The sequence below is a fragment of the Exiguobacterium sp. MMG028 genome (genome assembly GCF_027947425.1).
Taxonomy (GTDB): domain Bacteria; phylum Bacillota; class Bacilli; order Exiguobacteriales; family Exiguobacteriaceae; genus Exiguobacterium; species Exiguobacterium aestuarii_A.
The window spans coordinates 289,646-313,268 of the sequence record NZ_JAQJIN010000002.1; the positions used below are offsets into that span (position 1 = coordinate 289,646).

The window sequence follows — 23,623 nt, forward strand, 5'->3', positions numbered from 1 at the left end:
TCTACCTCCCTAATTTCTACGATTTCGAAAATGTGCATTAGATTAAGATATTGAACTTTTCCCTTAAAAAAAATCTTCAATTCAAAATAGAGAAGAGATGGTTATCTTTTTTTGAAATCTTTATTGCTGAGGAGATGACACTGACTCTTTCTTAATCTCTTCTCGGTGACGACTATAAGCAACAGCAAATACCAGTAGAATTAATAAATATGCAATCGCCCTTAGTCGTAAAGCTGTTCCAATATTGTCATTTGTAATAGCGATTAACCCATTCCATACAAAAGCTTGAGTCAGAATAAAACCTTGAATCTTTGTTAAAGATGCTCTTTTCAACCAAATAAACCAAATGATTAATGTCATCGGAATTGCTTCAATCAAAAATGCAATTGCTGTGGAGGCACTCTGAATATGCCACGGTAATGGACCGATTAAGTTTCCTACGTAACTGTGTGTGTAATGAATAAGAAACCCAATATAATTGGTGGAATCCAATTGAATTCCCATCTGACTTCCACCACCCAATTGACCAAGACCACTTGATCGATACTGTAGGGCCGATCGAAGCGTTCGGTCAACAATCGGAACATTCATATCCATAAAGAACGTATAAATGCCACCGAATAAAATTATAAAAAGTGTAAAAAATAAGAGTGGACGTTTCACTATTCTTAAGACAAACCAGATTCCCATAGCTAAAACAAAGGAAAGTAACGCGTAAGTTCGAAATTGACCTAGCAACCAAATTGTCGGAAGAAGCAGAATAAAATACGTCCAATTCTTTTCAAAAATCCAACGAATCGCAAGATAAGTTGCAGTTATGAATAGCATGTAAATCCAGACATCACGAAAGATCGAAGTCGTAATATTGAAAAATAGACTAATGTAGGCAACATAACTACCGAGAGCCAATAAATAGGCATTTCGTTGAATTCTTGAAATATTTTCTTGTGGTGATATTGACGTTATTTGAATTGTGACTAGTTTTAGTGAAAAGTGTAACAAGAGTGCTACTCCAAAAAAGTTAAACATACGAATCGCGAATACACTTTCTGTGCCAATCAGCTGCATATATTTTCCGATAATCCATGGATAAATAGAGGTACGAATCCATGTTAAGTCATAAAAAACATTCATCGCTTGTTCCCAGTAGAACGCGCCGTCATCTCCTCCCCCGAAAATTTGAAACGATACACCATTACCGTTAACAAAAATTGCGAGCATATAAAAAATGATCGTAGCGAGCAAATAATATATGAGTACTAAGTAGCGCACTATACTCACTTCTGTACCTGGTTTCACGACGACGCCTCCTTACTTTAGTGTTTTGATGGATGAATAGACTCATATATTCGCCGCATCTCTGTATTCGATTGTTCAACATCGTATGATTTAGCGGTCTTCATATTATTAAAACCCATTTTCTGAGCAAGCTTAAAATCAAGTCGCATCGTTCGAATAGCGCGCGCGAATCCTTGAATATCATTCGGAGCACACTTGAAACCCGTTACCCCATCGACCGAATAGTCGTTGATACCGTGCACATTCGAGGTGATGATCGGTAACCCTGCCGCCATCGCCTCAAGCGCCGCCATCCCGAGTCCTTCTCGTTTAGACGGAAAGACGAAACAGTCTGCCGCTTTCATCACTTCAAACACATCATCCCGGAAACCTAGGAGCTGTACTTGATTCGTGAGGTTCGTCTCTCGAATGACTCGTTCTAATTGAGGTCTCGCGTTCCCCGTCCCGGCAATCCAGTAACGGATGCTTGAATCACCGAGTTCGGCAATCGCTCGAATGATTGTCTCGTGATTTTTGTTCTCGTTCAATTCTCCGACGGACAGTAAGACGAAATCGGTATCAGTGTCCACGCCGAGCGATTGACGTTTCAACGGACGATTGATATGAACCTGTTCGATTCGTTTCGTGTCGACCCCAATCCCCGGAATGCGGAACGTGTGCGTCGTTTTAAATGTCTGCGCTCTCGAAAAGTCTTCCTGATTGATTGTCACGATGGTATCGGTCAATCGGGCAAGTGTCCGTTCGACCGGATAATAGAGCATCCAGTTGAGAGAAGGACTGCCTTTGAAGAAGTGGAACCCGTGAGCCGTGTACATGCATGGCGTATCTGTTTGCCTTGCGACGAGACGACCAATCACGCCACCGATCGGGGAATGACAGTGGAGAAACGCATACGACTGTGTCGTCATGACGCGTTTCAATTGTTTGAATGCCCGAACATGCCCGTTCATCTTTTTAATGTCTCGCTCGAAGTCGATTTGAAAGATGGTGACCCCTTCCTCCCGTAAACTTTGCTTGACGCGTTCGACCTTTTCTTCGCTATACATACTGCCCCATTCAAAATTCGTGGCGACGTGCACCTCGTATCCCATGTTTTGAAGGGTGCGGATGTTGTCACGGTTGAAACTTTCAATCATCGATACGACCGATGCGACCATGAGGACTTGTTTCATGTTTATCTCCTCCTCAAATGTGCTTCCGCAAGTAGTTCACACCATGAAGCATCAAGACGAGTGGAACAGTCTGTTCATGCTTACACAATTGAAAGAACGTGCGCCATTTTAAATCAAAGTACTGCATATCCATTTGAGAATAGGCTTCTTTGTATTCTTCTTGATTCAGCACTTGTCTCAATGTTTCTGCTTGTGAAAACATTGACTTATTAGAACTCAGCTCGTTGAGTCCAATGCCGATCATGCTAAGCGCGATACGATTATACAGTGCACGATTATAATCTTCTCCTAAGTTTCGTTCCTCAATGTAGCTCATGAGGACTTTAAAAAATTCCATGCGGGAGCTAACTAAGTTTTTTTGATAGATACTCGTCATAGAATGTGAATTCGTTTTACGATAATGGTATACAGGAAAATTAATATAGATAAATCTTTCGCAATTCTCTAAAGCTCGAATTTGATAGTATAAGTCGGCAAATGACCCATACGTATTATCAAAAGATATATTTCTGATTAAATCTCGATGATAAAGCGTAATACAATTTGAATTCATGGCGTCAATAGTTTCTGGGTGAGCTAACTCTTCTTCTACCAACCCAAACAGACGTCGATGAACATAACGTTTCGTTTCTTCAGCATCATATGACAAGAAGTCAGATTGAAAGATTCGCTTTGGCAAGGAACGTCCTTCATACTCTCTAACGTAAGTACCCATTACTGCATCTGCTCGTTCTGCTTCAGCATGTTCTACCAATGTGCGAATTGCATCAATATCAATCCAATCATCACTATCAATGAACATCACATACTCACCATTCGCTAAGTCAAGTCCTCGATTTCGACAAAATGAGCATCCTCGATTCGTCTGATCATACAATTTTACGCGTGAATCAAAATCGTACTTCATTAACACCTCAAAACTGTCGTCTGTACTGCCATCATTGATGCAAATGATTTCAAGATTTGAGTAAGTTTGATTAATGAGGCTGTCAAGACACTGCTCAATATAAGGGGCTGTATTGTATACAGGAACAATCAAACTAATCAATGGTGAATGCTTTGACATTCTTTTCACTCCTTTTATGATTTGGTCATATCAGAAAATATGAAATGTTTAACCTAAAGGGTTATACGACATTGTTCCCATTCAAAAAATCGAATAAATCCGAAATAAAAAGAGCCATGTATAATTTTTTAGTGAATTATCAAAACTAAAACCCGAGAGCCTGAAGCAATCGGGTTAGGAGAAATAATTTGTGTATTGTTGTAAATTTTTATAAACATTTTGGAAAAGTCGATTATTCACTTGATCGGACACATAAGAATTATGCGGTGTCAGATTCACCCATTCAAATTCATAGAGGGGATGATCGGATTGAATCGGCTCCGTTTCAAATACATCGAGTGCTACACCAAAAAATTTCCCATCATGAAGTGATTTGACAAGCGCCTCTTCATCAATAACCGCGCCTCTTGCTACGTTCATTAGAATTGAATCTTCTTTCATGACAGCAAGCGCATCTTGATTGATAAGATGATATGTGTCATCTGTTAAGGGAAGCGCGAGAATAATAACATCACTTACTCGCAAAACGTCATATAAGCTATCCATCAACACATAGCGATCCACGAAAGGTACCTCTTTCTCACGATGACCGACTCCAATAAGATGCATGTCAAAAGCACGCAATCGTTTGGCAATGGCTTCACTTACATTTCCAACGCCAAGTATCGTGACCGTCTTCCCACTCAATTCGAGCAAACGACGTTCTTTTTCCCAATGTCGATTTTGTTGTTTCTCTCGAAATGCAGCTCCATACTTCATAAAATCGAGTAATTGCCAAACGACCCATTCCGCCATAGGCACGGCGTATGTATCACCGGCGTTATAAACCCGAATATCTCGCTCCTTTAATTGTTCAATCGGTAAGCGATCAAGTCCCGCACTTACCGCCTGCACCACCTGTAATCGTGGAAACTCGTTTAATGTTCGATAAGTAAAAACATTTTGACAGACAAGAGCCTCTACTTCAGATACGTCACACTCTATGATGTCTGATTCTCGCTGTAGCATCGTGATCTCGTGCCCCAATTTTTCAAGCTGTTCACGTTGATCAAGGGATAGGTGCATCCCTGTAACCCATATCTTCATGACAGAATCCCTTTCTTTAATTGCCTTTCCGAAGTGAGCGCCTGTACGTCTGCTACTAAGTCTAGACGATTCTGCTCAAACCACTCCGATGACATTGACTCGAGCTCTTGTTCATATGCTCTAATTCTCCATACCCCTTCCCGAAACAATTGAGCCTGTTCTGCTGTCAATTTTTCAGTAGAACCGATGTTGCAAAAGCTCCGAGATAAGATGGCGAACGATGAATCAAGGCGCATATGCTCGGCAATAATTTTTTCTGCCCGTATCCGTCCTTCTCCGATACGAGCAATTCCGCCAAATCCGTAAGGAATATTCGCTTCACGTATTTGTCTTACAATATTATCGACAAGTCCAGTCGAAAGCGGTTCAAAAATAAATGTTTGCCCATAACTCAAATGCATATCGTTTAATCCTATATGAATGAAATCAATTCCGTTTAAAGTTAATATGTTTGGCATGCACTCAACCGCCTCTTTCGTTTCACACAGAAGACATACCTTGACACGCCCATCAATAAGTTCTATAAACGTTGTCACTTCATCTACCGTTTTGTAATAAGGCAACATAAGGATGTCCGCACCACGAAAAATTGCCTCGTTGATTTCAAAACGAGACCCTGAATGAATGGGATTTAGTCTTACGAGTAGTTTTGCATGTTTTAATACAGCACGAATACGACTGACATCATGCATCGAGTGTCTAGATATAACCGTGTCAAGATGTCCCTGCCTCTCCACTTTTCCGTTCAATTCCAAATCCACAAAAATCAAATCTACTCCATTTTGTTCAGCCAAAAGTGCCACATTTGGTTGGTTAGTAATATACATAAAGGTTAAGGACATCTTTGTATTCCTCCCCTCGAATGGTTACCTTTTGAAATTAACCAATATAAAAAACAATGAAACAGAAAATAATAGCATCTTTTTGAAACGACACTTGTCTTTCAAAGTGGCATTTTAAATTCATGTTCGTCAATTCTTTTTGGTTTTGTTTGAAATCAAAGGAATCGGAAATAATGTCATTACAGACAAATCATTTCGACATTTTTCAACAAAAGGGGTGACTTCCACATGGAATGGATTGTAATTTTTGGTGCAGGCGGTCACGCACAAGTATTGATTGATATTTTAGAATTGATGGGGATTTATCGAATAGCTGGAATATACGATGATCATCCAGATTTAATTGGGAAGTTTATTTACGGGTATCCTGTAATTGGTATGATTGGCACGACCACCGTCATTCGCAAAGGCATCATTGGTATTGGAGATAATGATTACCGAAACGCTGTCGCTTATCGCGTGCTCGATCGTATGCCAGATTTTGAATTCGTCTCTGCGGTTCATCCAAGTGCCATCATCGGAAAGAACGTATCTATCGGTCCTGGCGTTGCGGTCATGGCGGGGAGTGTCGTGAACCCCAATGCAGTCCTTGAAGCACACGCTGTCGTCAATACCATGGCTTCCGTCGATCATGACTGCCACCTCGCTCCGTTCTCATCCGTTGCGCCAGGAGCTCATCTCGGAGGAAATGTCCGTCTCGGAAATCGATCTTTCATCGGAATGGGTGCAACGGTCATTCAAAACATTCAAATCGGTCAAGATACGGTCGTTGGGGCAGGTGCCACCGTCGTCTCCAACCTCCCCAGTCAAGTGATTGCATTTGGTACACCGGCCAAAGTCACACGAAAGCGTGATACGAACGAGCGCTACTTATAATGAAAAAGCTGCGATTCCCTTTTTGAAGGGCTCGCAGCTTTTCGCTTTCCGTATGAATCGCTCTGATAAAATCGTCATTCATAGGTGCTTGCAATCATTGATTTCTATAGACTCCATACATTCAATCCTAATGCGACTGCCTGTTCTTTTGGATAAATCGCTTTCAAATCATACAGAGTAGTCGATTCCGGTTTCAACATAGATTTTAAATCAATCAATGAATAGTGCTTCTTAAAGACATCATGTCCAACCGCAATGATGATAGCATCTAGGTCACGTAGTTGGTCACGTGTCACTAATGAATGATGATAATATAAGCTCACATCCTGAACATTGGCTTCCGGGTCATGAACAAGTACATCGATGTCGTAATCAACTAAAGAAGACACGATATCAAACACTTTCGAATTGCGTACGTCACTACAGTTTTCTTTAAAAGTGGCACCTAATATGCCCACTCGGATTGAAGTAGACACACGCTTTTGGCGAACTAAATCTTTAATGACTTTTTGGGTCACAAATTCGCCCATCGAATCATTGACGGCACGTCCTCCAGAGATGATCCGTGAATGATAGCCTAGCTGCTCCGCTTTGTAGATAAAGTAGTATGGGTCCACTCCAATACAATGTCCTCCCACTAAACCAGGGGTGAACGGGAGAAAATTCCACTTCGTACGCGCAGCTGCCAATACTTCTTGCGTATCAATCGCCATTCGTTCGAACACCATCGAAAGTTCGTTCACAAAAGCAATATTGATATCCCGTTGCGCGTTCTCAATGACTTTGGCCGCTTCAGCCACTTTAATAGAAGGTGCTTGGTACGTTCCCGCTTCAATAATCGTTTTATAGAGTGCATCAATTCGTTCAAGCGCTTCTGCATCTGAACCCGACACAATTTTTTGAATCGTGGTCAATGTATGAATTTTATCTCCCGGATTGATTCGCTCCGGTGAATAGCCTACTTGGAAATCACTATGGAACTTGAGTCCGCTCTCTTCCTCAAGAATCGGCACACAAATCTCTTCGGTCGTACCCGGATACACCGTAGATTCAAAAATCACCAAGTTTCCCGGTTCGAGAACACGTCCAATCTTTTTTGTCGCCTGAATGATTGGGTCAAGGTTTGGTGTTTTATCAGTATTGATTGGAGTTGGGACCGTGACAATATACGTTGTACACGTTGCTAACATCTCATCCTCAGAGGTTAACGTTGCTGCTGTTTCCAAAAGCGCTTGTTCTCCCACTTCTTGCGTCACATCGATTTGATCTAAATATGCATTTACTTTCTCTTGGTTTATGTCATATCCGACAACTTCGAAATGCTTCGCAAATTCAACTGCCAACGGCAATCCGACATATCCCAAACCAATAATTCCAATTGTTTCTTTCACTGCCACGACGAGACTTCCTCCTTTAACTACTTCGATAAAACCTTCAACGAATCATCGGACCATTCTCCTGCCCGCCAAAGAGAAAACTTATGGTATCCATAGGTTTGTTCCCAGTGATTCATCCAATCTTTAAGTGTTTCTCCATCTGCCCACCATACAGATGTCACTGAACCCTCATCTGTAAAAGTTGCATGCAACACTCCGCTAGACTCATCTCGAACAATTTCCGTTCCTTTCGGGATTAAAGCGAGCGCATCTTTCTCCGTTAATGAAGTAACCTCGCCTTCGGAAAATGCAAAACCGCCAGTTGCCAGCGCAATTGTCCAATCGGTTCCTTCTTTTAGACGACCGTGTAATTCATCAAAGAATGCATAGGTCGCCTTCGGTCCAGGATCAGCAGGTGTGTGAAATCCATGCAAATTGTAGGCCATGATCACATACTCAATTTCATCCGGTAGCTCCATGTCTGAAAACGATACACTCGGCTCGAATACCACCCGTAAACGAATACCTCGCTCGTCTAATCGTTCTTTCGCGCGCACTAAAAAGTTCATATATGAGGAATAGCTCATTGGCGGTATTTTTTCGAAATCGATTTCAACTCCTGTAAAAGGGTGCTGTTCAAGCACCTCCATCACTTGTTCCCAATATTGTGCTTCAAGTGATGAATCTTGAAGTAACGCTGTAATCACGCCCGGATCTTTTTGGATGACGGACTCACCTGTGAACCGATCGTTGACCAGAGTCAAATAGATCGGTTTCTCTTGGAGAGATTCGGTGGAAAACACCTCTTCCATCAATTTTTTACTTTGATCTGTTTGATAGAGGTTGCCAACGTCGTCGACATATCCACCGAACAAGACAAGGCGATCTAACTCTGAGTGCAGTTTGACCGTCTCGTCTACACCGTCTTCAATCGCCCAATCAACGAGCCACCACGATAAATCTGTATCGATTGATTCTGTAACGCGCGGCGTACTTATTTTCTCAACTGGAGCCTCGTCACACCCATATAGACTGACAAGCATCGCAATCGCTAGTAGATAAATCATTTTATTCATTCTTTGACTCCCTTTAAAACGTTTCGATAAAGAAATCAATCGTACGATCCCAACGTGTCTTCACTTGTGTCATCATTTGTTCCGATCGTGTAGGAGCTGAATCGTAAATGATTTGATCGCCTTGTTTGATTCGTAACCCTTCAAATGAGGCATCATAAATCGTTCCCTCATCCTTTTGATATCCCGACTTTGATTGAATGGCTCTTCCTCCTAATTTGACGTAGAACGAGTCGTTCATTTCTACAGGAATGTCCACGTACCGTTTTCCGTCGACCCAAACCGACAATTGTTTTGATTCAACACTTAACTTGACGTGTCGATCATTCGGTAACGTTCTTGGATATTCTCCGTCCTTAATACGTGAACCTGATTGCGTATCTTCATACGTATAGTTGGTCGCTTTGTTAAACGAAAAATCTTTTCCGTCCCACTTGATTTCCGGAAGCGTGATTTGCTTGATTTGTTTTGTGTCCCATGACTGCTTTTCATCGATGGTCAACACATTTTTCATCAAGGCAATACGATATGTCTTTCCTGTTTCAGCATCTTGAAGGGAAATGTTTTGTTCTCCCATCACTGCTCCGGTCATCCGCGTTTCGATTGTAGAATGGAGTGGCACCTCGTTTTGTAGAGTGATTACGCCCTCTTTACCAGGAAAGGTCGTCACAATCAGAGATTCTTTATTTGCTTCTAAAACGGCGTTTGTCGCTTTAAAGCGAGAAGCCAAGGTCGAATCTCCCTCAAAAAAGTCAATCTCATAAGGTGAATCTTGTCGAAGCTTCATCAACAAGTGGTTGACTGACCACGATGGAATTGCTTGAATACGTGTCAGATTATATGGATCGGCTTCACGATCGTTGTAGGCTTTTTGGTCACGGTTGAAGTGAATTCCAAAGGTGTCACGAATATATTTGTCATTCACGGCTTCAACATTTTCATTCATATTGTTGTACAGCGCATTCGCATGCATGATTGCATAACTTTTTGGCACGAATCCAAATGCGGATTCATAAACCTTTTTCATTTCAGTATAATCCTTCGCGATTCGAGCTTCCATTTCTTGCTTGGACTCTGTTGAAATCAAGTACTCATCTCGTAAATAATCCATCAAATAGTGGTTATAGTATTCAATATCTGTTTTATCGGGAACATCATTTTCTGGAATGACACCTAAAAGTTCTCCTCGGTCGTTGAACGTGTTGATATATGTCAATCGATATCCGTTCGAACCAAGCTCCCAATAACCACTCCGCATCATTGGTTTTAAATCACGTGGCTTCAAAAATTTTGTGTCCGACGTGTTCATCTTATCTGCGTACGTAAACATCGTCGCTTGATAATTTAAAGCTTCCAGGACAGGCTGTGCAAAGATGCTCGAATCATTGCGTCCATCTTCAAACGATAAAAAGAGTGCCTTTTCCGGAAGTGGCTCTCCTTTTTCTAAAAAGCGCGTTACCTGATCTTGAGAGATTGTTTCAAACCCTTGATCTTTTAACAGCGAAAGTTGTTGTCGAAGTGTGTCTCTACCGACATATTTCGAAGATTCATTACGAGCCACTCCAAAATAAGAAAGTGCCACAAATCCTTTTTTGTTGGTTAATTCACTTTCATCAGCCGGTACATATCGATCAGTAATCCATACGATACGCACTAATGTGATGACAAGCAGTAACAAGATGATGCCTTGTATGACTGCACTGATTCGCTTTCTTCTGTTTTTGGAAGAGACGTTATACGTTTTACTGCTCATCGTCTTGACGCTCTCCTTTCATGGTAATCAGCGAAAACGGTCGGCGTAGTGCGCGCCGTTCTTGCTTCTTGTTCTGTTCGAGTACATCTTGAGGTGTGTCCCGCGTTCCCCACGTCGACTTCCAAAACGTCACCCATGCTACAGGCATTTGCCAAAGGAGGACGAATTCATAGAACAGGACAAACACGACCCCAAATGACCACAGTTTACTCTTACGGAAAAAGAGATGCGCAAAACTCATCATCAATGCCATCAACATCAAGCCTAGTAAAAAGGTCATCGGAAAAATACCATATCGGGCAGGTACATAAATTAAGTTGTACGTTACCACGATCGGAGCGGCAATCGGAACGATCAAGCCGACAATGAAAAACACCGCCATGAAGGGTTCTTTTCGCCAAACGAATCCTAGCGCACGAAGAGATTCTCGCAACCACGAGCGCTTCCAACGCATTTGTTGGCGTAAGAAAACTCCTGTTTTGGATGGAACGATTGTCGAGCACACTGCTAAATCCTGATAGGTGGTCCGATGCGTTTTTAAGATGAAGTTTGTCATGCTTCGGTCATCTCCAAAGGTTGCCGGATGACCTAAGAATCGTTGGTCGAGCCAGGCTTGCGAATGCTTCATCACTAAATCTTTTCTGTAGCAAGAGAGCGGCCCGGATAAACACGTCACACAGTCAAACCAGGATTCAGCAGCCTTCATAATTCTGAAGGCCACATAATAGCGGACCGTTTGTAATTTTGTAAGGGCATTCGTAAATTTGTTCTCGACTTCAGTACGGCCAGCAACACCACCCATTTGCGGGTCTTGAAACGGTTGAACGATGTTTCGGATAGCTGTCGGTTCTAAGAAACTATCTGAATCGACAAAGACGACCAAGTCATGTTTTGCCATATTGACCCCAGCTACCAACGCCTCTCGTTTCCCAGCGTTCTCACTTAATATATGAAATCGCATCCTTGCTTTTGTATTGAACCGCTCCCCGTTCTCATCGATTTTTTCAAATGCACGTCTAACTCGTTCAGCCGTCTGATCGGTAGAACAGTCATCAACGACGATGACTTCGAGCTTGTCAGTTGGATAGGATTGGTCGATACAACTGATAATCGTGCGCTCAATCCACTCTTCTTCGTTGAACACCGGAATGATAATCGAAACACCGGGCTCATAATCCATGTTGATTGGCACATTCCGATAAAGCAGTCCAAATATATATCGGCTCAGTAAAAAGGTAGCAGCCAATAGACTATAAAAGTATAAAAATTTATTAAATCGAAAATAAATGACACTTTCCGCCCGCATCAAAAGGACAAGTAGCGTGATAAATAAGAGGAACGCACTTGCCATAAAAATCGACAATCCCCAACGACGGCGTTTGAAATAAAGGTCAAGTGGCTTCTCAAATATAAATGCCATGAACCTGACTTCTTTGCCGTCAACACGCTCAACAAATGTCCGGACTTTCTTCGCCGGCATACTAACTTTTGCCTCATATCCTTCAGGCATGGCACCGTCAGGAATCACAAATTTCAACTGAACGGCTGATTCGAACGAGGATTCGTTTTCTCCGTCTGGCAGCTCAAGCAAAATACCTGTCGTTGAAATGTTGTGACACCTTAGTGTTTTTGTCTGTTTATTGAAAGTCGTTTTCACAGGGAAATTGACCATATACCGTTGACCTTCTAGTTTTTTCTTATACAAGTCATTCGGATTCTCACTAACCGCCTGTTCAAGAAAGCCTCTACGGTCAACCGTCCGACGAACGCCTTCTGGATCCGGGATATTAGATAGGAGCCGTCTGTCCTGTAAAGGTTGAAGAATCGTTTCCTTTGGATTATTCATGTCACTCGCTGTCGTAGACAGCTCCCTCTCTTTCTAACATTGTCGAAAGCGGTTGAATGGAGTAGCCGTCTCGATGTAATGTTTCAATGATGTCTGGCAATACGTCAATCGTGTGTGAATTGTCGAGAATATGCATCGTGATAATACTTCCTGGTTTAACCGTTCCGATAATTCGGTCATATACTTCATCCGTATCAATCTTCATATTCCAGTCCCAAGAGGCGACGTCATAAAGCATAATATAGTCTACGCCGGTAGCCGTGATCGTCTGAGCAGTCTCATCCGTCATGATTCCTTGCGCAGGTCGGAAATAGTTAAGCGGTTTTTGTTGCAACGCTTCTGTCAAAATTTCATCAGAACGGACGACATCTTGTTGTAATTCCTCTTTCGTCATTTCTGTCACGACTTTGTGATGATACGAATGACTAGCGACTTCATGACCACGCTCTAGAATCAATCGAGCCAATTGCGGATTATTTTCCACACCTCGCGTAATCAAGAAAAACGTTGCTTTAATTTGATAGCGATCCAATATATCGAGTAGTTCGAGTGTTCTCGCCTCACTTGCCCAATCATCAAACGTCAAAGCCACTTCTCGTTTATCTGTATTGAACTGACGTATGATTTTTGGTTTGATGTTTTCACGTACCTTTTGAACTTTCAATCCGTTCGACGATACGGTACGCCCGCTCACGTAACTCGTATCTTGTAGTTCGTCCAACGTAGAAAAGCTATAGTTTCGCTCACCCATTCGTTTTGCTAACTTTTCAATCAGCGGAACGACCTCCGGATTTAAATACGTGTTCAATTCAATGATTGCTCCTCGCGATACAAAACGATCAATGTACGTCAGCATCTCTTCCGCAGACTGCATATTTCGATCTTTCGGATTGATTGTAGATGTGACAACTCGCTGATCCAATTGTGCTGCGGCCAACTCAAAAGGTTTCGTGCTGTCACCTGATTTTGAACGGACATACTCCGGATCAAGACCGAACTGTTTTTGTAACACTTGATCGGCTAAAAATATTTCCCGATAAGCTTCTTCATACGACAGCTTGTCGGGCACCACCATATTGAGTGTGTTATTTTGAATCGAATGACCAAATTGCATCATACGCTTAATCATGTCGGGATTCTCTGCCGCTTTCATACCCGGAACAAAAAACGTCGCTGTGATATCTGCTTTGTTCAATGCTTCTAATAATGCCAACATTGTTTGATCATCTGCCAAACCATTGAAGGTAAGAGCAATCGAAGGAATAGTCGTCTGTATATTTGTCAAGGGAGGTAACGCTGGATGTGAGACTTTAGGGATTTCAAGCGATGGTTTGATTGGGTTAATCACTTCTTTTTCCTGACAACCCGCAAGTAGGAATGCACCAACTAAAAGCGAAGATAGCAATGAATTGAATTTCATATCATGATCCTTTCATTCATATAATGATGATTCGATTTTATTTATTACATTTATCATATGAGATTGTTTTTATATTGAAGATGAGTTTTTTTATGTTTGGTCAATGATTAGGTTAAAAGGGCTATTGAAAAAATGAAGCAATCCATCTAATTCCCTTACTTTTTCATTAAATCACAACTATAATCCAAAATTTACAAAATTATATGCGAGCGATTACATTTAAGTTTTATTCATACTACATTTTCAAGTATCAAATAACTGAACGCTCTCCTGAGTAGGAATGTTATCTTTAATGGGCATAACCTGGCTCGAGTCAGATGAATGACGTGATATTACGTTCTTCGTCTGACACGGGTCAGGTTTTTTATTTGACGCAAACCCAAAAATCCAATGAAAAGGTAGGGAACGGACATGAAGTATGAACAGCTCGCACGTGACATCATCCAGCAAGTTGGCGGCAAGGAAAACGTCAACAGCGTCATCCACTGTATCACCCGTTTGCGTTTCAAATTGAAGGATGAACAAAAAGCCAATACGGAAGCCATTAAAAACATGGATGGCGTCGTCACGGTCATGAAGAGTGGTGGTCAATATCAGGTCGTCATCGGAAATCACGTACCTGAAGTATACAAAGCAGTCGTAGAAGTCGGTGGGTTCCAACAACAGTCCCCGATTGAAGAAGACGCTCCGAAAGGCTCTTTGTTCAGCCGATTCATCGATATCATCTCAAGCATTTTCACCCCTGTCCTCGGCGTGTTGGCAGCGACCGGGATGATCAAAGGATTCAACGCTTTGTTTGTCGCACTCGGTTGGCTCGACAGTACTTCCGGTACGTATCAATTGTTGAATGCCATTGGTGATTCACTGTTCTACTTCTTCCCGATCTTCCTTGGCTATACGGCCATCAAGAAATTCGGCGGGAGCCCGTTCATTGGTATGGCCATCGGGGCATCACTCGTCTATCCGACGTTGTCCACGCTCACGGCAGGAGACCCCCTCTATACCGTCTTTACGGGAACGATGTTTGAGTCTCCGATCCATATCACGTTTCTTGGTATCCCGGTCCTCTTGATGACGTACTCGACATCGGTCATTCCGATCATCATCTCGGCGTTCTTCGCAGCGAAACTCGAGAAGTTCTTGAAGACCGTCATTCCGGACGTCATCAAAATGTTTATCGTTCCGTTACTTACGTTACTCATCGTCGTACCGCTTACATTCATCTTAATCGGACCGATCGCGACATGGGCTGGTATGTTGCTCGGTAGCGCAACGGTCGCCGTGTACAACTTGAGCCCGCTCGTCGCCGGTATCTTCCTTGGTGGCTTGTGGCAAGTGTTCGTCATCTTTGGTCTTCACTGGGGGCTCGCTCCGGTCGCCATCAACAACTTGACGTCACTCGGAGCCGATCCTGTACTCGCACTCGTCTTTGCAGCATCATTCGCTCAAATCGGTGCCGTGCTCGCCGTCTTCTTGAAAATTAAAAATCAAAACGCTTAGTATCCCGGCCTTTATCTCAGGTATCTTCGGTGTCACCGAACCGGCTATCTATGGTGTGACGCTTCCGCTCAAGAAACCATTCATCATGAGTTGTGTCGGTGGTGCCGTCGGTGGCGGGATCATGGGTGTCATGGGCACGCAAACCTATATCATCGGTGGTCTCGGTGTCTTTGGTTATCCATCAAACATCTCACCTGAGGGCATTACGATCGGCTTCTACGGTTCACTAATTGGAACAGCCGTTGCCTTCATTGTCGGATTCGTCTTAACGTACCTCTTCGGTGGCGTCAATAAAGCAGCCGCTGCGACACCACAACCAGAAGTCACTCCGGTCGCCAAAGAAGTATCCGCGACAACTGTCGGCCAGGAACAAATCGTCAGTCCGCTCAAAGGATCTGTTATCCGTTTGAAAGACATCTCAGACGTCGCTTTCTCATCTGGTTCACTCGGTCAAGGCGTCGCCATCGAACCGACGGAAGGCAAGCTCGTCGCCCCGGTCTCCGGTACGGTGTCCGCACTCTTCCCGACACATCACGCCATTGGCATCACGACGGAGTCAGGGGCTGAAATCCTCATCCATATCGGCATGGATACCGTTCAATTAGAAGGAAAGCATTTCAAGGCATACGTCACGCAAGGTGAATTTGTCGAAAAAGGACAACTGTTGATCGAATTCGATATCGAGGCAATCGAACAATCCGGTCGTGCATTAACAACACCGGTAATTGTCACGAATCGAAAAGCACTTTCACCGAACAATGCCAACAACGTCCAGACGGGCGATCCCATTTTCAGCATTTAATGAATCAAGCGGGAGGAATCTTCCTCCCCTATTATAGAAAGGATGGATTCGATGAGTTTTCCAAAAGGATTTTTATGGGGCGGCGCGATTGCCGCAAACCAAGCGGAAGGTGCTTACTTAGAAGGTGGCAAAGGGCTGACAACGGTCGACTTATTGCCGACGGGGAAGAAACGCTTTGACGTCATGTTCGGAGAGCTACCTTCTTTAGAGCCGGTGCCCGGTGAGTTCTACCCATCGCACGAGGCAATCGATTTTTATCATCGTTATAAAGAAGATATTGCGCTATTCGCCGAGATGGGATTCAAGGCACTTCGTCTCTCCATCGCGTGGTCACGTATCTTCCCGAACGGAGATGATGCAGAACCGAACGAGGAAGGATTGCAGTTCTACGATGACGTCTTTGATGAACTATTGAAACATGGTATTGAGCCCGTGGTGACGATCGCTCACTTCGACGTCCCAGTCAGTCTCATCAAAAACTATGGAAGCTGGCGCAATCGCCGGGTCGTCGATTTCTTCGAGACGTATGCGACAACCCTCTTCACTCGCTACAACGGAAAAGTAAAGTATTGGATGACGTTCAACGAGATTAATATGCTGTTACACTTACCCTTTATCGGTGCGGGAATCGTATTCGAGGATGGAGAAGACAAAGAACAAGTGAAATATCAGGCGGCACACCATCAGCTCGTCGCAAGTGCGAAAGCGGTCAAAGCGGCCCATGCCATCAATCCAGATTTACAGGTTGGCTGTATGCTTGCCGCCGGTCAAACGTATGCCTATTCGTGTAACCCGAATGATGTGTTAGATGCGATGGACAAAGACAGGGAATCGTTTTTCTTCATCGACGTTCAATCGCGCGGGGAATATCCGGGATATGCGAAACGTTATCTAGAAGAACACGGGATCACACTTCAAATGGAAGACGGTGACCTCGAACTGTTGAAAGAGCACACGGTCGATTACATCGGCTTCAGCTATTACGCGAGCCGGACAACGAGCACAGACCCAGAGATTAACGCATCGACCGAAGGGAACATTTTCAGCTCACTTGAGAACCCGTTCCTCGAGAAGTCGGAATGGGGCTGGACAATCGACCCGACCGGTTTCCGAATCACAGCGAACCAATTGTACGACCGCTACCAAAAACCATTGTTCGTTGTCGAGAACGGACTCGGTGCGGTCGACACACCGGATGCGAACGGATTTGTGGAAGACGATTATAGCATCGACTATATGGCAAAGCATATCGAACAGATGCACGAGGCCATTAAGGACGGTGTCGACATCATCGGCTACACGAGCTGGGGTCCGATTGACTTAGTGAGTGCGTCGACAGGCGAGATGAAAAAACGCTATGGCTTCATCTATGTCGATAAGGATAACGATGGGAACGGAACCCTCACCCGCTCGAAGAAGAAGAGCTTTGATTGGTATAAGCAAGTGATTGCGACGAATGGAGCAGAAGTGACTTCTCCAGTTCAGACAAAATCATGACACGATTCAAAACACCCGAAGACTTGATGGCTTATCATCAAATCTTCGGGTGTTCTTTATGGTTGCAAACTTTCGACGTTCTAAACTTTTCATAACCACACTATTTTGTGCACTTCTAACAAAAATAGTTCTTACTTAGCGACTATCAATTCACCACTCGTTTTCTTTTTATAATTCAATACTCATTTTTTTCAGCGTATACTAAAAATAGTACGAAATGCAGCATCCTTACCTCAATCAGATAGAAGGTTCATCAAAAAGAAAGCGATATTTGAAGAGATAATGAGGAGTAAAATGACAATCATGAACTAATCAAATATGGACTGGTTATTCGAACGGGAATACACTTCATTATTAAAAATCTGACTCGTGTTCGTACTTTTTGATAATTCATCTTCAATTTCTCGATTGATTTGCTTAATCTCTTCTGGAGTCATAACATATCCTCCTCTCTGACCATAACTAGACCGGTTGATTAGATAACTAGCAGATGTTGTAGAAGTGAAATGATACAAAAGCGTCGTTTTACTTCTTTTAAATTGCTCCTACTTATCTGATACACGCTACCCAGATCACACACGATCAAATGATTAATGAAATATTTCATCTTCCCTTAAAGCAATTGTCTCTGGAATGATGTTTCAGGTTGACTGTATGAAAGAGAAAAGCACCCCATCATTATGATAGGATGCTCCTCGGTTAGCGGACGACCTTTCTCGTCTTCTTCAGATCTTGATACCCACTCTGTTTCATCTTCACTGTGACCGTCACACCTGATTTCTGACGTGGAATCACTAGTTTATAATTTCCACGGGAATCGACTTTAGCCGTCTTGCTGATGGCTTTCGAACCAACAAATGCTTGAACTGTCGCCCCTTTGTTCCCTTTACCCGTCACGTAAGTCTGACTCGCTCGGACCGAGTTGACTGAAAACGTACGGAACGTGTTGAGGACACGCAGCGAGGTGAGCGGTGAAAGATTGCCTGCAGCGTCTAACGCACGAACCGATACGGTTGCACCTACTTTTGTCGTCTTCATATCGTAGCGATACACACCCGTACTGCTTGCTTTCGCTTTATACGTGCGGTTGTTGTAGTAAATGTACACCATTGCTTCCTTTTCTGCTTTCCCTGTCACGCGAGTCGATTTGTTCGTGAGCGTGAGAAGGGTCGGTCGAGCAGGTGCCTGCTTATCGATCGTGAACGTAAGTTGTGTGATGTTTCCAGCGGCATCCGTCACACGGAGTGTATAGGCTCCAGAAGTACTTACTTTCGTTTGATTAGCGATCCGTCTTCCGTTCAATGTTGCCGTTCCTTCATTGAACTTGATGACGAGATCTTTATTCGTCAATTGGCGATGCGTCACACCAGATACGTCTGGGGAGGTGCGATCGATCGTAAACGTTTCGCTCCGCTTGTTCCCATGCTCATCTGTAATCTCCAACGTATACTTCCCAGCTGTGGCAATCGTTGTCCCGGAAAGGAATGGCTTCCCGTTCAACATTGCCGTCCCTTCTGTAAAGGTTGGTTTCACTTCTTGATAGGCGACTTTTCCTGACGTGAGGCCACTGATTGCGGGAGGTGTCGCATCAATCGTGAAGTGAACGACCGTCTGATTTCCAGCTCGATCGGTGATGATTAATGTATAGTTTCCGTCGGTTGTGATAGCTTGACCCGATGTGAACGGTTTTCCGTTCAGCGTTGCCTCTCCCTCACTAAATGTCGGGCTAGCGGACGGGTACGTGCCATCTTCTGTCACACCTTGAACCTCGACTGCTGTCTTATCGATGGTGAACGTGATTTTTGTGACGTTCCCTGCCTTATCCTTGACCTCTAGTTCATAGACGCCTTCTTCCGGAACGACCGTCCCACTTGTGAACGGTTTGTCATTCAAGGTTGCGGTTCCTTCTCCAAAGACTGGAGTAATGTTTCGGTTAAATGATCCGTTTTGAACATTGCTGACGACAGGCGCGGTACGGTCAACCGAGAATGATTGCTTCGTTTCATTTCCAGCTTTGTCTCGAACAATCAGCGTATACGTTCCATCTGTCGAAATCGATTGACCTGACGTGAACGATTTCCCATTCAACAACGCTACTCCTTCATTGAAGGTCGGTGTCACAATTTGATTGGTCAAACCGTTCGGCACACCCGTCAAAATAGGCGCTTGCTGATCCAACGTGAAACGCACGGTTGTCTGATTGTTCGCTTCATCCTTAACCACCAACTCATAGGTTCCATCCGTTTCAACACGGACAGGTGACGTGACGGCATTACCATTCAACGTCGCTGTCCCTTCATTGAACGTGAACGAGACAGGTTGAGCGTAGAAATGGTCATGTGACACACCTGTCACGATTGGTGCGATCACATCTTGGATTGACTTCGTCCAAACGTCACTCGCCAGCATCCCGTGAGTCGCTTGGATTGAGAATGTGGATTGATTGGTTAACTGTAGGCCGTCGAAGACGAAACGACCCGTCTCATCGGTCGTCACTGTAGATGTGTCTGCGCCGAGTGTCAATGTCACATGTGCCCCCGGTTCCGCCGTTCCTTGAATCGACGTATCTCGGTTCGTCACAGGATCAATCGTCATGACTTCATATCGACGGGATACGGTCTCAGATGTACGATCAATTTCATCCTTCACATAAGCAGAGAGGCTCACGGTCTCATTGAGCGTGAAGGGACCTTCATAAACAGATGCTTGATTGTTGCGAGTGACATGAATCGTTCCATCGGTCGCCGTCAATCCAACCGTCTGACCTTTCAAATAGATACCACTGTCGAGTGTGGCAGTTACGACTGGAACGTCCGTCTTATACACTCGATATGACCATCGGTGAATCTTACCGTAAGCATCGGTCATCGAGAAACGTAACGTCCGATCTTCCGGAGTCTTCAACTCGACACGTAACGTCCCGTTCGCTTTCGTTTGGAGCGGTTCTCCATTTAAGTAGAGCGTCGACAACGGAATGAATGATCCCGATACCGACACCCTTCCATCTTGTTCGAATACAGGTGTGCTTTCGAGTCGGAAGGGTAACGTGTCATATAATTGATTCGTTGCAGTTTTTGAATACACAAGATTCGACCCTGAGATGACAATCATCCCATCTTGAGAAGGTATATAATACCCGTTAATAAAATATGTCCCACGAACCTGACCGTATGCCGTCACGCCCCCAGTCATTCGTAAGCGTCCACCGACATATACCTTACCGTTAAGAACAGTCCCTTGTCCGAGCGTCAATGTGGCACCTGGCATGATGTAAATATCCTGGTTCACCGTTGTGTAACTCCAAGACTCATTTGACTTAACGATGCGAGCATCGATAGGCGTGATTGGAGCGAGCGTTTGAACTGTGAAAGATAACCCTTCTGTCACGATTGTTTCATTCGCATTCATATCTTGAATACGCAAGGACTGGAGTTTCCATGTTGCTACTTCTTTAGGGAATGCGTTACGAGGCAGCTCCATGTTAAACCCGTCTGACGTGACATTCGTACTCGATAATGTCATGGATTCATTGGACTCGTTCACAAACGTAGCATTAACTGACTTTAATTTTGAATTGTCAGAAGCAAACACAGTTAGTGAATTGAAATCCCCATCATCCAGTTCGAGTGAGGTTGAATCGATTTTTTCGAACACAGGATATATAATATCCTCAACTAATTCAAAGTTATAATCACTAAAATCTTTCTTGTTCCAAGAATAAAGAACGCTATCATGATTTGAATTATACGTCGTCAAATAATTCCCCATGTTGTCATAAATTGACACGTAATAAACAATCCAGGTTCCCAGCTCGTCGTTCGATGCCAATGCGAGCTGCCCTCGATACTTTCCATCCTCGTCCAAGGATAATCGCGCACTTTTCGTTTTTTTGGTGACCGGGCTACTGTAGTAGACATCGACGGCACGGATACCACTCCCGCCCTCATCAACGGCACCGACTGTGATACCGACGCTCTCCCCCGGTACAACAGACTTCTTGTCGAGGCTGATACTTTCCAGCACTGGTTTGACCGTATCTGCCTGCGTTCCGCTCAATTCGAAGTTAAGTGCACTGAAATCCCTCTTATTCCAGGAAGAAAGTACATGGTCGCTGTTCGAATTATATATCGTCAAATAGTTCCCCGTATTGTCGTAAATCGACACGTAATAGATAATCCACGTTCCCGACTCGTCGTTCGATGTCATCGCAAGCTGTCCTCGATACTGACCGTCCTCGTCCAATGTTAGGCGGACGCTCTTTGATTTGGCGGTGATTGGGCTGCTATAGTAGACGTTGACCGATCGGATTCCGCTCCCACCTTCATCGATTGCCTCGACCATGATGCCGACGTTTTCCCCAGGGACGACTGACTTCCTGTCGAGACTGATACCTTTCAATTCCGGCTTGATTGTATCTACCTGCGTCCCGCTCAATTCGAAGTTATACGCACTGAAATCTGTCTTGTTCCAAGAAGAAAGTACTTTGTCACTATTCGAGTTATAAACTTCTAGATAGTTCCCGATGTTATCGTAAATTGTTACGTGATAGATGATCCAAGTACCTGACTCGTCGTTCGACGTCATCATGAGTTGACCTCTATACTTTCCATCCTCATCCAAGGTCAATCGCAAACTTTTCGTTTTGCCAGTGATCGGGCTGCTGTAGTAGACATCGACCGCACGGATGCCACTCCCGCCCTCATCAACGGCGTCAACCGTGATACTGATGCTCTCCCCCGGGACGACAGATTCCTTGTCGAGGCTGATGCTCCTCAGTTCCGGTTTGAGTGTATCCACTTCCGCATTTACTACTAAAGAAAAAGAATCGATGTGCACGCTAAACAGTAGTATCATACAAATTAGTAAACTCATGAATTTCTTCACATAAATATCCTCCTTTATTACTCAGTTCAATCTTTACTTATACTTATCAAAAATAGTATCTGTTTTAATTAGTTACTCTTAAAATTCACTTAACCACTTCTTCATATGTTTTCCTCTTCTCTTTTCTTATATGTAGGTTTTTGAATATGAATCCTATAAATCCAATATAAAAATATAGCACGTTTTTCAAAAACGAAATGACCTATTTTATAAAAATAGAGGCATAAACAACAAAAAAAGCGGAGTGACCAGTTTCGGTCACTCCACATTTTCTAAATTGATTCATATATTAATTTCCCACTCCACATTTCATGCGTAGGATTCCTACTTTATTCAGAAAACTCAATCTCAATTCCTGGACCAGCCATGTAATATTTATAAGAGTCTCCATTTGCACGGAACGTTCCTTCTTTGAAATAACGCATCCGATTATGCCAGTCTTCCATAACAAGACGTTCCACCTCAGTCATATGTGCAGATGCCACGCTCGCATAGTTTTTAGCTTCTTGTGTACCAGGTCCGTACATCAACTCACCCATCATTTGAATCGATTCATATTGATATTTCATCATCGCCTCACGTTCTTTTGGCCTCACACCTGGTTTATATGCATCACCGAACCAATGTCTCATGGCTATAATTCCTTTATCTTCGAGGTGAAACACCTGAAGGAAATTCTGTTCTCCCTTTTCATATTTATAGCCAATGAGACGAATACCCTCAAATTCGGCGAAACGGGGATCCAGCTTCACCTTTTCAAATAGAGCTGTTGGGGAAGGACGATCAATCTCACTCTTCGGCTTCACCACACTCAAATCTCGGTTTGCAGTCCATCCCGTTTTCTTACCTACACGCACCTTGCTCCAACTACCGACTGTCTCAAGAACCGTGACAGCCTGATTCTTTTGGACGTTAAGGATGACTTTTGCTTTTCGACTACGTGATGCATAAATTTTACTCGATTTGTTGAACTGCTTTTCAATCGCTGCTTCGACTTTACTCACATCACCTTGAGAAAAAGGAATCTGAGCTGGTGAGAGTACGGCTGTCAAACAAAACACTGCTAACATAACGCCACTTAACAACTTCTTCATATGTATAGCCTCCATGACTTTATTCTTTATAAGTAGT

Annotated in this window: 14 protein-coding genes and 1 pseudogene; 3 read left to right on the forward strand and 12 right to left on the reverse strand. The window is 43.6% G+C overall.

What is annotated here, in order from left to right:
- Positions 1–120: 120 nt before the first annotated feature.
- The 5 genes from PJK55_RS08675 to PJK55_RS08695 form a co-directional block, all read right to left on the reverse strand.
- The gene (locus PJK55_RS08675; protein ID WP_271305486.1) at positions 121–1,299 is read right to left on the reverse strand and encodes a hypothetical protein; all 1,179 of its coding nucleotides are present in this window, start codon (positions 1,297–1,299) and stop codon (positions 121–123) included.
- A gap of 17 nt (positions 1,300–1,316) precedes the next feature.
- Entirely contained in the window at positions 1,317–2,471 is a 1,155-nt protein-coding gene (locus tag PJK55_RS08680) for a glycosyltransferase family 4 protein (RefSeq protein WP_271305487.1), read from the reverse strand.
- 13 nt (positions 2,472–2,484) lie between these two features.
- Complete coding sequence (locus PJK55_RS08685) at positions 2,485–3,537, reverse strand: glycosyltransferase family 2 protein (RefSeq protein WP_271305488.1); 1,053 nt, start codon at positions 3,535–3,537, stop codon at positions 2,485–2,487.
- A gap of 174 nt (positions 3,538–3,711) precedes the next feature.
- Positions 3,712–4,623 (reverse strand): NAD(P)-dependent oxidoreductase, encoded by a 912-nt coding sequence (locus tag PJK55_RS08690; protein WP_271305489.1) that lies wholly within the window; start codon positions 4,621–4,623, stop codon positions 3,712–3,714.
- Entirely contained in the window at positions 4,620–5,465 is an 846-nt protein-coding gene (locus PJK55_RS08695) for an aldolase/citrate lyase family protein (RefSeq protein WP_271305490.1), read from the reverse strand. The genes PJK55_RS08690 and PJK55_RS08695 overlap by 4 nt, the downstream gene beginning before the upstream one ends.
- Before the next feature lie 228 nt (positions 5,466–5,693).
- Between PJK55_RS08695 and PJK55_RS08700 the strand changes: the two genes are divergently transcribed.
- A complete protein-coding gene (locus PJK55_RS08700; protein WP_271305491.1) occupies positions 5,694–6,341 on the forward strand; it encodes an acetyltransferase in 648 nt (215 codons plus the stop codon).
- Positions 6,342–6,445: 104 nt separating this feature from the next.
- On the opposite strand, the gene PJK55_RS08705 is transcribed toward PJK55_RS08700, so the two are convergent.
- Genes PJK55_RS08705 through PJK55_RS08725 form a run of 5 tightly spaced genes read right to left on the reverse strand, consistent with a single transcriptional unit; the run spans position 6,446 to position 13,809 of the window.
- Entirely contained in the window at positions 6,446–7,738 is a 1,293-nt protein-coding gene (locus PJK55_RS08705; RefSeq protein ID WP_271305492.1) for a nucleotide sugar dehydrogenase, read from the reverse strand.
- 20 nt (positions 7,739–7,758) lie between these two features.
- Complete coding sequence (locus tag PJK55_RS08710) at positions 7,759–8,793, reverse strand: hypothetical protein (protein ID WP_271305493.1); 1,035 nt, start codon at positions 8,791–8,793, stop codon at positions 7,759–7,761.
- Between the two features lie 13 nt (positions 8,794–8,806).
- On the reverse strand, positions 8,807–10,543 hold the full coding sequence (locus tag PJK55_RS08715) for a polysaccharide deacetylase family protein (protein ID WP_271305494.1): 1,737 nt from the start codon (positions 10,541–10,543) through the stop codon (positions 8,807–8,809).
- Positions 10,533–12,389 (reverse strand): glycosyltransferase family 2 protein, encoded by a 1,857-nt coding sequence (locus PJK55_RS08720; RefSeq protein WP_271305495.1) that lies wholly within the window; start codon positions 12,387–12,389, stop codon positions 10,533–10,535. Before PJK55_RS08720 ends, PJK55_RS08715 begins: the two co-directional genes overlap by 11 nt.
- A gap of 1 nt (position 12,390) precedes the next feature.
- Positions 12,391–13,809 carry a polysaccharide deacetylase family protein gene (locus PJK55_RS08725; RefSeq protein ID WP_271305496.1) on the reverse strand — a complete coding sequence of 473 codons (1,419 nt, stop codon included), beginning with the start codon at positions 13,807–13,809 and terminating at the stop codon, positions 12,391–12,393.
- A gap of 411 nt (positions 13,810–14,220) precedes the next feature.
- On the opposite strand from PJK55_RS08725, the pseudogene PJK55_RS08730 reads away from it, so the two are divergent.
- Together PJK55_RS08730 and PJK55_RS08735 are read left to right on the forward strand one after the other, a co-directional pair.
- Positions 14,221–16,111, forward strand: a pseudogene (locus PJK55_RS08730) (beta-glucoside-specific PTS transporter subunit IIABC).
- 42 nt (positions 16,112–16,153) lie between these two features.
- On the forward strand, positions 16,154–17,608 hold the full coding sequence (locus tag PJK55_RS08735) for a 6-phospho-beta-glucosidase (RefSeq protein ID WP_271305497.1): 1,455 nt from the start codon (positions 16,154–16,156) through the stop codon (positions 17,606–17,608).
- A 699-nt stretch (positions 17,609–18,307) separates the two neighbouring features.
- Here PJK55_RS08735 and PJK55_RS08740 read toward each other — a convergent pair.
- Together PJK55_RS08740 and PJK55_RS08745 are read right to left on the reverse strand one after the other, a co-directional pair.
- Positions 18,308–22,492 (reverse strand): Ig-like domain-containing protein, encoded by a 4,185-nt coding sequence (locus tag PJK55_RS08740; protein ID WP_271305498.1) that lies wholly within the window; start codon positions 22,490–22,492, stop codon positions 18,308–18,310.
- Between the two features lie 329 nt (positions 22,493–22,821).
- A complete protein-coding gene (locus tag PJK55_RS08745; protein WP_271305499.1) occupies positions 22,822–23,586 on the reverse strand; it encodes an SH3 domain-containing protein in 765 nt (254 codons plus the stop codon).
- Positions 23,587–23,623 lie beyond the last annotated feature (37 nt).

Bases quoted from the DNA above. Each gene is read 5' to 3' on its own strand.
- PJK55_RS08680 (WP_271305487.1), bottom strand. From the start codon at position 2,471: ATGAAACAAGTCCTCATGGTCGCATCGGTCGTATCGATGATTGAAAGT.
- PJK55_RS08685 (WP_271305488.1), bottom strand. From the start codon at position 3,537: ATGTCAAAGCATTCACCATTGATTAGTTTGATTGTTCCTGTATACAAT.
- PJK55_RS08690 (WP_271305489.1), bottom strand. From the start codon at position 4,623: ATGAAGATATGGGTTACAGGGATGCACCTATCCCTTGATCAACGTGAA.
- PJK55_RS08695 (WP_271305490.1), bottom strand. From the start codon at position 5,465: ATGTCCTTAACCTTTATGTATATTACTAACCAACCAAATGTGGCACTT.
- PJK55_RS08700 (WP_271305491.1), top strand. From the start codon at position 5,694: ATGGAATGGATTGTAATTTTTGGTGCAGGCGGTCACGCACAAGTATTG.
- PJK55_RS08710 (WP_271305493.1), bottom strand. From the start codon at position 8,793: ATGAATAAAATGATTTATCTACTAGCGATTGCGATGCTTGTCAGTCTA.
- PJK55_RS08715 (WP_271305494.1), bottom strand. From the start codon at position 10,543: ATGAGCAGTAAAACGTATAACGTCTCTTCCAAAAACAGAAGAAAGCGA.
- PJK55_RS08720 (WP_271305495.1), bottom strand. From the start codon at position 12,389: ATGAATAATCCAAAGGAAACGATTCTTCAACCTTTACAGGACAGACGG.
- PJK55_RS08725 (WP_271305496.1), bottom strand. From the start codon at position 13,809: ATGAAATTCAATTCATTGCTATCTTCGCTTTTAGTTGGTGCATTCCTA.
- PJK55_RS08735 (WP_271305497.1), top strand. From the start codon at position 16,154: ATGGATTCGATGAGTTTTCCAAAAGGATTTTTATGGGGCGGCGCGATT.
- PJK55_RS08745 (WP_271305499.1), bottom strand. From the start codon at position 23,586: ATGAAGAAGTTGTTAAGTGGCGTTATGTTAGCAGTGTTTTGTTTGACA.